We start from the raw sequence: 12262 nt of genomic DNA, 5'->3' as shown, positions 1-12262 counted from the left end.
CGACGGCTTGGCGCCTGTCAATACAGGTGTGTATGGTGAGATGTCGCAGGGAAACAGCCATGACCGACCAACTCTCCGCCAGGGACTGGCTTAACGAGGGCCTCAAGGCCCTGGCTGCGCGCGGATTTACGGCGCTGAAGGCCGAGCCGCTGGCCAAGGCGATGGGGGTGTCGCGTGGCAGCTTCTACTGGCACTTCGCCGACGTCAGCGCTTTCCACGCGGCGATCCTTGGGCATTGGCGGGAGGTCGCCGCCGAACGGATCATTGCCGACGTCGAGGGCGCATCGGACAGCGAAAACCCGGTGACACTGCTGCTGCGCCGGGCATTCGGCGGTCAGCCGGCACTTGAGAAGGCAGTCCGGACCTGGGCCGCGCACGACCCAGTGGCGCGAAATGCGATGCAAGCCGTCGACCGGCGCCGGATGAGTTATGTGGAAAAACTTCTACGAGAATCCGGGCTCTCGCCTGGCACCGCCCGCGCGCGGGCGCAGATTCTCTATTGGGCGTTTGTCGGGTTCGCATTGTCGGACCTGCCGCTGCCACGCGCAAGACAGGCAGCGATGCTCGACGAGCTGCTCCGGATCGCCACGCGATAGAAAAGCCGGCGGCGCAAAGCCCAAGCTTCGCGTTTTTGCCCGCATAGTGAATTCCTGGTTCTTCATCGCCATGGCCGACGGCGCAGCGTGCTGCCGCGGTCGACCAGCGCTCGCGACGTGTCGAACGATAACCCTCCATTCACCATGAGGGCAAATGCAGGGAACCCTTTCCGCAAACTGTTCGGCTCCCGCTCACAATTTTACCGCTTAGTCACGCGTGAGGAAGAGGCTGCGGATCAGACAGAGTTCAGTTCGCTACACCCTTCAGTTCAGTACACCTGCGTAAATGTAGATCGCGTATGAATATCGAACGCATTGTTGTCCTGACTGTCGCTCTCGATGCCAGCGGCGCCCTTTGTCCCCCAAATGGGTCCGACAACAATTCTCTCCCGACTGGCCGCATCCATGCGGCTCACACCAGCATCTCAAATCTGACCAAGACCAAGAAGTGACCAGAAGGACACTCGATATGAGCGCCAATCGGCTGTTGCCAACTTTTCTGACCCACGCTCTGTCGTTTGCAGTCGTTGCCGCGCTGACGCTGACCACAGCCCTGGCCCCGGCCGTGGCGAACGACGATCACCCCGGCATCCAGGCGAAGACCCGCTTTCTGGCACTCGGCATCGGCAAATCCACGATTATCGATTTGCCGCGCGACGCCAAGGATGTGCTGGTCGCCGACCCGAAAATAGCGTCTGCCGTGATTCGCTCGCCGCAACGCGCCTACATCATCGGCGCGGCGGTTGGCCAAACCAACGTTGTGTTCTTCGATTCCGAGGGCCAGCAAATCGCTGGCTATGACATCGCCGTCAAACGGGACCTCAATGGTGTGCGCGCCGCATTGAAACAACTGCTGCCCGCGGGCGGAATCCAGATCGAAGGCATCGGCGACAGCGTCATGCTGACGGGCTCGGTATCCAGTCCGATCGAAGCGCAGCAAGCCGGGGACGTCGCCGCGCGTCTGGTCGGCGGCCCCGAGAAGGTCGTCAACTCGATTGTGGTCCGTAGCCGCGATCAGGTGATGCTGAAAGTGACGGTCGCCGAAGTACAGCGAAATATCGTCAAGCAACTCGGCGTCGATCTCAGTGCCTCGATGAATATCGGCACCTCGGTGGTCAATTTCAACAATGCCAACCCGTTCACAGCTAACAATGCGCCGCTCGTCCCGGGCAACTCCGTGGTCACGCAAGCCCTGAACAAGGCCGGCGTGCCCTCGGTCACCGCCACCCTGCGCGCGATGGAGACCGCCGGCGTGGTGCGTACCCTGGCGGAACCGAATCTGACCGCGATTTCCGGGGAGTCCGCGACCTTTATCTCAGGCGGCGAATTTCCGATCCCGACCGGCGTGACCTGTCAAACGACGACGGCCGGCGCAATCGGACAATGCGTCCAGACCGTCAGCTTCAAGAAATTCGGCATCTCGCTCAACTTTACACCGGTGGTGCTGACCGAAGGACGGATCAGCCTGCGGGTGATGACCGAAGTGTCGGAAGTATCGATCGATAACGCTTTGGCCGGCGGTCAGGGCGGAACAACGATCCCTTCGATCAAGACGCGGCGCGCGGAAACCACGCTGGAAATTCCCTCCGGTGGATCGCTGGCGATGGCCGGTCTTATTCAGGAGCAGACCAAGCAAGCCGTCAACGGATTGCCGGGTGTCGATCAACTGCCGTTGTTCGGCCAGTTGTTCAGAAGCCAGGACTTCGTCAACAACCAGACCGAGTTGATGGTCATCGTGACCCCCTATGTCGTGCGGGCGGTGGCGCAGAAAGAATTGTCGCGCCCGGATGACGGATTTGCGCCCGCATCGGACGCCCAATCGACATTGTTCGCCCAGATCAACCGGATCTACGGCATTTCCGGCCGCGCCGAGCAGATCGGAAGCTATCAGGGCAATTTCGGTTTCATCATTGACTGAGGCGGCGAGACGAGGACGGAACGATGACAAACATACTATCGCTCAATCGCGTCAGAACCCTGTGCCTGCTGGGCGCGCTGATTGGCATTTCAGGCTCGCTGGGTGCGTGCACGGATATCAATGACGAGGTCGCCGTGAGGGCGCGCATCCCCGACGATTACCGCCAGCGTCATCCGATTGCGATCCAGGAAACAGATCGATCCGTCGTGATCTTCGTCGGCCACGCGCGCGGGGATCTAACCGCGTCGCAACGCGCCGATGTCGTCGGGCTCGGCCGGATATGGGTCAGCGAAGGAACCGGCGCGATTATGGCCGACGTGCCGGTCAATACACCGAATGCGCGGGCTGCGGCGGGTTCGTTCCGGGAAATTCAGGCTCTGCTCGCGGCCAGCGGCGTTCCTCCGCGCGGAATTTCCGTGCGCCACTATCATCCGGACGACCCGCGGATGCTGCCGACGATCAGGCTGAGTTATCCCAAGATCGCGGCGGTGGCCGGGCCGTGCGGGCTGTGGCCTGAAAATCTTGGTCCCTCGATCAAGAATCCAAGCTACTTCGAAAACAAGGATTATTACAATTTCGGCTGTGCCTATCAGCACAATATGGCGGCGATGATCGACAATCCGTCCGATCTTGTGCAGCCGCGGGCCGAAACCCCCGCCTATACAATTCGGCGAACGGAAGGCTTCGATAAATATCGCAAGGGCGACACGACCGCGACCGTCTATCCGGAAAGCGACAAAGCCAAACTGAGTGATGCAGGCAAATGACGGCTAAAGAGTTGCAGGACATCCCACCGTCATCCCGAAACGATTACATCGCTCCGGCGCCACGCGTGTCGGTGCAAGCCTTCTGCGTGACGGCAGAAACCACTGCTGCCGTCGAAGCGGCGGCCGTGGACCGGCGCCTCGGCAAGGCCCATCTGACGATCAAGAAAGGCGGAATGCCCGCCGCTATCGAAGCCTATCGTACGGTTCCTACGCCGAACGTGATCATTATCGAGACCGAGAGCAGTACCGATATCCTGACTGGCCTCGACCAGCTCGCAACCGTGTGCGATCCCGGAACGCGTGTCGTCGTGATCGGCACTGAAACCGATGACGCGCCCTATCGCGAACTGGTCCGCCGCGGCGTCAGCGACTACGTGGTGGGCCCGGTCGATACGCTGGACGTGGTCCGTTCGATCTGCGGCCTGTTTTCGGTGACGGAAGCTGCCCCCGTCGGCCGTGTCATCGCCATCGTCGGCGCCAAGGGCGGCGTCGGCGCATCTACCGTCGCGCATAATGTTGCCTGGGCGATTTCGCGCGATCTCGCGCTGGATTCGATCGTCATCGATCTCGACCTCGCCTTCGGAACCGCCTCGCTCGACTATAACAAGGACCCGCTGCAAGGAATCGCGAACGCGGTGTTTTCGGCAGACAAGCCCGACAGCGCCTTCATCGAGCGTTTGCTGGCGAAGTGCACCGATCACCTCAGCCTGCTGGCCGCGCCGGCGACGCTCGAGCGGGTCTATGATTTCGGCGATCAGGCCTTCGACGCCATTTTCGATACCTTGCGTTTGACGACCCCCTGCATCGTGCTCGACATTCCCCATCAATGGTCGGGATGGACGAGGCGCGCGTTGATCGGCGCGGATGATATTCTGATCGTCGCCGAGCCTGATCTCGCCAACATGCGAAACGCCAAGAACATGTTGAACGTTCTCAAGGCCGCGCGGCCCAACGACCGGCCTCCGTTATATTGCCTCAGTCAGGTCGGCATGCCCAAGCGCCCGGAAATCACTCCGAGCGAATTCGCCAAGGCCATCGAGAACAAACCGATCGCGTCGATTCCATTCGACCCGCGAATGTTCGGCACCGCCGCCAATAACGGCCAGATGATCGCGGAAATCTCCGCCCGTCATCGCGCCAGCAAGATGTTCGTCCAGATCGCGCAACAGTTGACAGGCCACGGCGATGTCAAAAAGCCGCGAGCCTCGTTCCTGTCACCGATCATCAACAAGCTGCGAGCGGGCGGCAGGGCGTAGTCCGGCCACGGCATAATCCGCCGCGCAGTCATCGCGGCTGATGGAGCGCGGTGCCTTTAATTGGACCGCGCGGCCGTCGTCGGCGGGGGTTTGCCCACCTCCATCCGCGCATTCGCCGATTTAAGCGACAACACGCGCCGCAGGTCTGCGATATCGGCCGCCGCTTCCGCGGCCGACCGGTCGGCCTTCATAATCGTTTCGGCCTCGGCAACACGGCCCTGCAGGCCAACCACCAATGCGAGATTCTGGCGCACGCGCGGTTCAGTATTCGCGTGGCCATACGCACGGCGTAAGGTCTCCTCCGCCTTTTTCAGATCTTTCGAAAGCACGTAGGAAAGTGCAAGATTGGAAAGCACCGAAGGTTCTTCGGGCGAGATCTTCAGCGCGCTCGCATAATACTGCCGGGCTTCCTCGCCGCGGCCAAGCTGATCGAGCACAGCGCCTTGTGCCGACAATATCCGCCAATCCGGATTGTCCGGGCTATGGGCGCGGCCGAGGACGTCGAAGGCTTGCTGGAAGTTGCCATTGTCCGCCAGCGCTCGCCCGTAACCCGCAAGCAGGGCCTTGTCGCCGGGGTGAGCGATCGTGGCCTGTTCGAGCACGGCGACCGCCTGGGATTTCTGCCCCGAAGCCCGCAGCGCCTTGCCATATTGTAACGCCGCGTCGGCATCTTCGGGATGGGCGCGAAATCGATCGCGATAGAAGTCTACCCCGTGCTGGGGCTCGGCGGCGCTGCTTTTTTCGGCTTTATCGCCGAGCGCACCCGTGATGTCCGACAGGCTATCGGTCTGGCAGCTACAAAGCCCCAGCGCCAGAATCGCCGACAGGGTTGTCGACGTCAGGAGCTTCGCGAAACGATGTGGCTGGCGATATGGCTGGGATGGCTGCCGGAGCATTTATTTGACCTGTGGTCGGTGGGCGACCAGGAAAAATGCTCACAGGTTAATCCTAATTTCGGGTTAAGCCGGCCCGCAAGCGCCGGATTTCCGGCGCCTGCGCTTCCGCCTCAATCGATGAATTGAGCGCCGAACTCATGGCCGATCCGCCATGCCAGCCGACACTGGCGTGGACGGCTTGTCGACAAGATGATGGTGAACTCGGGGGGGACGTCGAGATCTTCTGCAATCACCTTTACCCCACCCTCCGATATGTCCGTGATGGTGCAATCACGCGGTAACAAACCGGTCCCGAACTGGATCTTCGCAAACCTTCTGCACAGGCGACGCTCGCTTTGACGCCGATTCATTAACATGTTGATCCTTCGCCGTTCCCTATTCCAACTCCCGATGGTGTACAGGGGAATTGTTGGAATCTGCCTAGCGGGATCGCTCGCAATATATCTATTCTTTTCCCATTCCTTTTACCGAATTCCGCGGATTGGCCTAGAATGGCCCTCATGGAGAGCGGCGCGGGCATGAAGCCGTCCTGGAATCCCGCGACCGCGCATGGCCGCCTTGCCGTCGCGCCGGGCCGCTACACGACTCCTGCGAATATGCTACAGGGGGCCGATATCCCGAGCCGGAGACCAACCCATGACATCCCAGCCCGAGCGCCTTGAAGGCACCGTCGATCCCAAATTGCTGGAAATTCTGGTCTGCCCCCTCACCAAGGGACCGCTCGAATTTGATTCAAACCGGCAGGAATTGATCTCGCGCTCGGCCAAGCTCGCTTATCCGATCCGCGACGGCATCCCGATCATGCTACCGGAAGAGGCGCGGAAGATCGAGTAACGCATGCGCGCCAGGATCATCATCACTGCGCTCGCCGTGCTCGGCTGTCTCGGTGCGATCTCGGCCGCCCGCGCCGAGGAAGCCAAGATTCGCATCGGCGCTATCGACGCCGTGCTGACGACGCCGGCGGATGTCGAACGGCCGCCGGTCGTCCTTTTGATCGCGGGCTCCGGGTCGACCGACCATGACGGCAACGGACCGCAAGTCAAACCGGCGACGCTCAAGAAGCTCTCCGAGCAACTGGTGGCGCGCAAGATTGCGACGCTGCGCTATGACAAGCGCGGCGCCGGCGGATGGAAGCCGGAATATGGCCGGCCGGAAGATTTCCGCTTCAAGGACTTTGTCGAAGATTCCGTGGCACTCGTGAATTATCTGCGCAGCAGCGGAAAATTCTCGCAGGTGATTGTCGCCGGCCATAGCGAGGGCGGTTTGGTCGCGATCCTGACCGCGCGGCGTGTGCCGATCGACCGTCTTGTTCTGCTGGTGACCGCGGCGCGGCGGCAGGGCGACCTCGTCAAGGCTCAGCTTGAAAAGAAACTCGGTCCCGACAAGCTGCAGCCGATCGTGAAGGCGATCGACGCCATGATGGCCGGGCAGATCGTCGATCCGCCGCCGCAGGGGCTGCTGATCGCGCCATCGATGCAGCCCGGCATTGCCTCGGCATTTATCGAAGACCCGATCGATCCCTTGAAGCAGATCGACCGGCCGACCTTGATTGTCGGAGGCGGCCGTGACCTGCAGGTGGCGCGGCTCGATTTCATCGCCCTCTCCGCCGCCTCACCCCTGGCCAAGACGGCGTGGCTGCCGGACATGAACCATGTTCTGGTCGATGTGACCGACGAAGAGGACAATATGGCCGCTTACAACCAGCCGGAGCGGCCGCTCGATACCGGATTGGTCGATTCGGTTGCGAACTTCGTTCTGGCGAAATGAAGCGCCGATCTTTCGTCCTCCCGCTTTCGCAGGAAGCCTACAGCGCTTCGCCCTTCAGCAGCCGCGGCACTTCGCCCGACAGGCCCGCGGCCTGGCGGATGAACAGGCTTTTCAGCGGCGGCGCCCGGTCGACCAGCCCCAATCCGATATCGCGCACGGTACGTAACAGCGTCGATTGGTTCGAGAACAGAAAATTGAGCGAGTTGGTCGCAAGCCCCATCGCCACGGTGTCGAACCGCCGCCAGCGCTGATAGCGGTCGAGCACGTCGGCCTGGCCGAGATCGATGCCGAGCCGCGCCGCATCGACAATCACCTCCGCAAGCGCTGCGACATCCTTGAGGCCCATATTGAGCCCCTGCCCGGCGATCGGATGAATCACATGCGCGGCGTCGCCGATCAGCGCCAGCCGCTCGCCGATAAAGGAGCGCGCCACGAAATAGCCGAGCGGAAACGCGCGCGGCTGGTCGAGCGTCTTGATCTCGCCGAGATGCAGCCCAAAGCGCTGCTCGAGTTCGCCGTGAAATTCGTCCGCGCTCAAGCCAACGATACGCGCCGCTTCGGCGCGTTTCTCGGTCCACACCAGCGACGAGCGGTTTCCGCTGAGCGGCAGGATCGCAAACGGCCCGGAAGGCAGGAAATGTTCTTCGGCGCGGCCGTGATGCTCGCGCTCGTGGCCGACCGTCACCACAATGCCGGACTGGTCATAGTCCCAGCCATGGGTCGCGATCCCGGCCCGTTCACGCAGTTTCGAGCGCGCGCCGTCGGCCGCTACCAAGAGGCTCGCCTCGATCACATGGCCATCGGCCAGCGTCACATCGACGCCGTCGCTGCGCGAGGCATAATCCGTCACCGCCGTGGCCCTGAGATCGATTCCTTCGGCCTGCGCACGCTGCACCAGCGCATCGATCAGATGCCGGTTTTCGATCATATGCGCGAACGGTTCACCGGGTTCGACATGGCCCGCGAAGGTCAGGAACACCGGCCGTGTCGCGTCCTCGAGCTTTGAGTCGGTGACAACCATGTCCAGAATCGGCTGCGCGTCGGCGGCAACCTGATCCCATACTCCGATGGCCTCGAACAGCCGGCGGCAGGCCGCAACGATGGCCGTCGCCCGCGGATCGCGGCTTGGGCGCGTCGCCAACGCCGGATCGGCCACGATAATGGGCAGGTCGGCGCCAAGGCCCTGACGCAACGCCAGCGCCAGCGCCAATCCGGCAAAGGCGCCCCCGCCGATGACAATACTTCGCTGTGCCGACATAATGGACCCGTTTACTCACACTCTTGCTACCTGAGTATAGCTGGGCGAAACAGATAAGCGAAACAAGGGCCTTTGACCCTCAGATCGTCATTGCGGAGCATACGTCTTCGCATACACCCCAGATATGCTGATCGCACATCGGGGAATCCTGAAATTCCGGGTTAGTTCGCTTCGCTCACGCCCCGGAATGACGCAAAAGTTCGAACCGAAACCGAAGTTCAAACTGAAAGCACTTGCATGTCCAAGGGACTGATCGACCTGATTTCCATTCTCGATCTGGAGCCGATCGAGGTGAACATGTTTCGCGGCAACAGCCCGAAGACGAGCTGGCAGCGGGTATTCGGCGGGCAGGTGATCGGGCAGGCCATGGTCGCGGCATGCCGCACCGTCGAGGGCCGGCTGCCGCATTCGCTACACTGTTATTTCATCCTACCGGGCGATCCGCAGATTCCGATCATCTACGAGGTCGAACGGTTGCGCGACGGCAAGAGCTATTCGACCCGCCGGGTCACCGCGATCCAGCATGGCAACGCGATCTTCTCGATCATGGTGTCGTTTCATGTCGAGGAGCGCGGCTCCTTCGACCATCAGGACAAGATGCCCGACGTACCGCCGCCGGAAAAGCTCACCGCGGAGGAAATGGCGAAGCAGCCGATGTTCCGCGACATGCCGGAATTTGTCCGTCGTTATTATGAATCCGATCGTCCGATCGAACTGCGGCCGGTCGAGCTCGGCCGCTATTTCGGCCAGCAGATCGAGGACGGCCGCATCCATGTCTGGATCCGCACCGCGGCGAAACTGCCGGACGATCCGGCGCTGCATATGTGCGCGCTCGCCTATGCGTCGGACTTCTCGCTGCTCGATGCGGCGATGGCGCGCTACGGCCGCACTTTGTTCGACAAGCGCATGATGCCGGCGAGCCTCGATCACGCGATGTGGTTTCACCGGCCATTTCGGGCCGACGAATGGCTGCTTTACGCCCAGGACTCACCGAGCGCACAGGGCGCGCGCGGCCTGACCCGCGGCCTGATCTTCAAGCAGGACGGCACGCTGGTGGCGTCGGTTGCGCAGGAAGGCTCGCTGCGCGAGCACAAGCAATCGTAACGCGATCGCAAGGTAGTTGCGGCCGAGGCTGGCTCAAGCGGCTCGCTCGGCCAACTCGATCTGCGATACGTACCAACGCATCATCCAGCGCATCACCCATGGAATCGGGATGATGAAGGCGCAGGCGAGCGCGGTCACCACACAGCGCCAGAGATATTCGAGCCCGGAGGCGTTGAAGATAACCTCGCGCCGGGTGCCTTCGATATGGCGGCAAATCCACCGAGATAGTGCCGTATAGACCCAGGCCCAGCCGATGATGGTGAAGACGGACAGGGCCGCCAGGACGTGCCAACCCAGATAGCCCCAGAAGGACCCTGAAAAGCTGAGCCCGATCGGCTGCCCGTTCGATGCGATGTTCGCGATGAACCATTTGAGCGCGAGCCAGTAGAGCCCTAACTGGATCACGAGCCCGAGCGCGTTGTTATACCGGATTCCGGTCAGGTCCAGGCAGATGAAAAGAACAACCGCTCCCAGCCACCACCACAGGACGGTCAGCGGTTGACCCTCGAAAGTGAGACTGGGTCGCCCCGGAACATGCAGGCAGGAGACGATCCACTTGCAATACATGACAAGGACCCATGGCAGCGGGATGACGAACACCGCGCCGATGAAGAGCACCAGCGAGCGCCAAACGAACTCCAAAATTCCGAAATCGATCGACAGCGACCCGCCGTCCACGTCGCCGCCGCCTGCCGGCGATCGCTGCGAACCCGGCACGGCTGGCGGGCCCGAATAGCCCGAGAACAGGCCGGGGATATCCCCGGCCTTCTGCCAATCCGCCATGCCCTCGCTCCAGACCAGCGTGGTCGCGGTGACGATGCCTCTCGCAATCAAATCGCGGAGCTGCGCTTCGGGGTAGGGACCTTGCTGCTGGCCTTGGGATGCGAAGAACCAGGATCGATCGGACATTGCATTTCCTCATAGCTTTTTCAGGCAGAGCGGCACGGCTCCGCGCAAATAAAAATATGTCAAAACAAGAAATTAGGGCGCGTTATGAGCGGATATGCCAGCGCAAAAGCCGGCAGCGAGATCGCATCTTGGCGGATCATCCCCTCCCCTGTACAGGAGGCTGGCGGGCGGAAGCTCGCCGCTGCACGCATTTTTCGCGTCGGGCCAGCAACTTTTTGTGCCATAGGCGCGGAAAGATGACAGACTTGCGCAGGACGCAAATCTAGGGCGTGACTGATCTCGGATCTGGAAACGAAGGCCTGAACATGAAGCTCGTTGTCGCCATTATCAAACCCTTCAAGCTTGACGAAGTCCGCCAGGCGCTCACCGCGATCGGCGTCAGTGGCATGACCGTGACCGAGGTCAAAGGTTACGGCCGTCAAAAGGGCCATACTGAAATTTATCGCGGCGCCGAATATGTGGTGAATTTCCTGCCGAAATTACGAATCGAGATCGCGGTCGCATCAAGTCTCGCCGACAAAGCGGTCGAGGTCATCAGCGCCAGCGCCCGCACCGGACAGATCGGTGACGGCAAGATCTTCGTGACGCCGATCGATCACGCATTGCGGATTCGCACCGGCGAAACCGATAGCGACGCGCTATAAACACGCGCGCTTCCGACTGAAGCACTTCCACCGCGCCCGGCAACGACGCCGGGAATGCGGTTCATAAAATCATAATATGGCTGGGGAAATACCATGGGGGCCCGATTGTCTCGCGGTCGCGGGGCTCGGCGTGATCGCGGGTCTGGTGTGCTACTGGGCCTGCACCTGGTTGAAGCGCCGTTTCGCCTATGACGATTCGTTCGGCGTCCATGGCATCGTCGACGGGTTGACCGGGATCCTGCTGGCCGGGGTATTTGCGACGGCCTCGATCGGCGGAACCTCTGGCCTGATCGAGGGCAATCCGCATCAATTGCTGATCCAGCTCTACGGCGTTGCGGTCACTTTGGTGTGGTCCGGCGGCGTCACCTTCATCCTGCTCAAGCTGGTCAGCGCCTTTGTGCCCTTACGGGTTTCGCGCGAGCATGAGATGGAAGGCCTCGACATTTCGCAGCATGGCGAGGCTTTACAGTAATATCCTCTATCCAGATACCTTTAAGCTGCCGCCGTCGTGGGCATTATTATGTCGGCAGTCTGTCATGCTCTTCTTTTAAGCAGCGCTGACTAAGGTTTGAGCGCGACCGAATAGCACAGATTACACTAGGTCCCGTAAAGCCCGAAAATGACCGCGTTCATAGTCCGTTAGAGAATGCTGACGATCTGGCACGGCATTTGATTCTACTGGGTCTGGCTGTGCCCGCGTAGTGAACTTCTCCGTGGTGAACCTCAGTCGAGAACGCTCGATCAAGTCGGGATCGGGCCCAAGCGGGGATACGACCCATGAAAATTGTTATGGCGATCATCAAGCCATTCAAGCTCGAAGAAGTCCGTGACGCCCTGACCGCCATCGGCGTTCACGGTCTAACGGTGACGGAAGTCAAGGGATATGGCCGGCAGAAGGGTCATACGGAAATCTATCGCGGCGCTGAATATGCGGTGAGCTTCCTGCCCAAGATCAAGATTGAGGTCGCGGTCGCGTCCGATCAGGTCGACAAAACCATTGAAGCAATCACGTCCGCAGCAAAAACCGGACAAATCGGCGACGGTAAGATCTTCGTCATCAACCTCGACCATGCGGTTCGCATCCGCACCGGCGAGGCCGATGCCGCGGCCCTCTGATTTCGCGCTCACCCTTATCCAATCAGGAGTA

At 61.0% G+C, this 12262-nt stretch carries 13 protein-coding genes and 1 pseudogene; 10 read left to right on the top strand and 4 right to left on the bottom strand.

All coding sequences use genetic code 11. The annotated features are described in order from the left end of the window. The first annotated feature begins 59 nt into the window (after positions 1-59). The 4 genes from HB676_RS01470 (at position 60) to HB676_RS01455 (ending at position 4537) form a co-directional block, all read left to right on the top strand. Positions 60-596, top strand: a complete 537-nt coding sequence (locus HB676_RS01470; RefSeq protein WP_213735868.1) for a TetR/AcrR family transcriptional regulator — start codon at positions 60-62, stop codon at positions 594-596. Positions 597-1065: 469 nt separating this feature from the next. After that, the gene (locus HB676_RS01465) at positions 1066-2514 is read left to right on the top strand and encodes a type II and III secretion system protein family protein (protein WP_213735867.1); all 1449 of its coding nucleotides are present in this window, start codon (positions 1066-1068) and stop codon (positions 2512-2514) included. A 23-nt stretch (positions 2515-2537) separates the two neighbouring features. Next, the gene (locus HB676_RS01460; RefSeq protein WP_213735866.1) at positions 2538-3281 is read left to right on the top strand and encodes a CpaD family pilus assembly protein; all 744 of its coding nucleotides are present in this window, start codon (positions 2538-2540) and stop codon (positions 3279-3281) included. Then, positions 3278-4537: an AAA family ATPase gene (locus HB676_RS01455; protein WP_213735865.1), complete on the top strand. Its 1260-nt coding sequence runs from the start codon at positions 3278-3280 to the stop codon at positions 4535-4537. Before HB676_RS01460 ends, HB676_RS01455 begins: the two co-directional genes overlap by 4 nt. 56 nt (positions 4538-4593) lie before the next feature. Here the strand turns inward: HB676_RS01455 and HB676_RS01450 are convergent, their stop codons facing one another. Next, positions 4594-5433, bottom strand: a complete 840-nt coding sequence (locus HB676_RS01450) for a tetratricopeptide repeat protein (protein WP_213735864.1) — start codon at positions 5431-5433, stop codon at positions 4594-4596. Between the two features lie 110 nt (positions 5434-5543). Then, positions 5544-5789: a PilZ domain-containing protein gene (locus HB676_RS01445; RefSeq protein WP_213735863.1), complete on the bottom strand. Its 246-nt coding sequence runs from the start codon at positions 5787-5789 to the stop codon at positions 5544-5546. Between the two features lie 280 nt (positions 5790-6069). On the opposite strand from HB676_RS01445, the gene HB676_RS01440 reads away from it, so the two are divergent. Together HB676_RS01440 and HB676_RS01435 are read left to right on the top strand one after the other, a co-directional pair. Next, the gene (locus HB676_RS01440) at positions 6070-6267 is read left to right on the top strand and encodes a Trm112 family protein (RefSeq protein ID WP_213735862.1); all 198 of its coding nucleotides are present in this window, start codon (positions 6070-6072) and stop codon (positions 6265-6267) included. A gap of 3 nt (positions 6268-6270) precedes the next feature. Beyond that, complete coding sequence (locus HB676_RS01435; protein WP_213735861.1) at positions 6271-7200, top strand: alpha/beta fold hydrolase; 930 nt, start codon at positions 6271-6273, stop codon at positions 7198-7200. A 37-nt stretch (positions 7201-7237) separates the two neighbouring features. Here HB676_RS01435 and HB676_RS01430 read toward each other — a convergent pair whose 3' ends face one another. Continuing rightward, entirely contained in the window at positions 7238-8458 is a 1221-nt protein-coding gene (locus tag HB676_RS01430; protein WP_213735860.1) for a ubiquinone biosynthesis hydroxylase, read from the bottom strand. A gap of 237 nt (positions 8459-8695) precedes the next feature. Here HB676_RS01430 and tesB point away from each other — a divergent pair, with 237 nt between their 5' ends. Continuing rightward, the gene (gene tesB / locus HB676_RS01425; RefSeq protein ID WP_213735859.1) at positions 8696-9562 is read left to right on the top strand and encodes an acyl-CoA thioesterase II; all 867 of its coding nucleotides are present in this window, start codon (positions 8696-8698) and stop codon (positions 9560-9562) included. Positions 9563-9595: 33 nt separating this feature from the next. Here tesB and HB676_RS01420 read toward each other — a convergent pair whose 3' ends face one another. Next, the gene (locus HB676_RS01420; RefSeq protein WP_213735858.1) at positions 9596-10471 is read right to left on the bottom strand and encodes a DUF4339 domain-containing protein; all 876 of its coding nucleotides are present in this window, start codon (positions 10469-10471) and stop codon (positions 9596-9598) included. Positions 10472-10776: 305 nt separating this feature from the next. Here HB676_RS01420 and HB676_RS01415 point away from each other — a divergent pair, with 305 nt between their 5' ends. The 3 genes and pseudogenes from HB676_RS01415 to HB676_RS01405 all read left to right on the top strand — a co-directional run bounded on the left by HB676_RS01415 (position 10777) and on the right by HB676_RS01405 (position 12231). Next, the gene (locus HB676_RS01415) at positions 10777-11115 is read left to right on the top strand and encodes a P-II family nitrogen regulator (protein WP_213735857.1); all 339 of its coding nucleotides are present in this window, start codon (positions 10777-10779) and stop codon (positions 11113-11115) included. Between the two features lie 124 nt (positions 11116-11239). After that, positions 11240-11587, top strand: a pseudogene (locus HB676_RS01410) (ammonia channel protein); the annotation flags it as partial. Between the two features lie 305 nt (positions 11588-11892). Next, entirely contained in the window at positions 11893-12231 is a 339-nt protein-coding gene (locus tag HB676_RS01405; protein WP_213735856.1) for a P-II family nitrogen regulator, read from the top strand. Positions 12232-12262 lie beyond the last annotated feature (31 nt).

Source organism: Bradyrhizobium sp. dw_411 (genome assembly GCF_018449695.1).
GTDB lineage: Bacteria > Pseudomonadota > Alphaproteobacteria > Rhizobiales > Xanthobacteraceae > Bradyrhizobium.
Note: the sequence above shows the minus strand (reverse complement) of the source record. Positions and strands in the feature narration are given on the sequence as shown.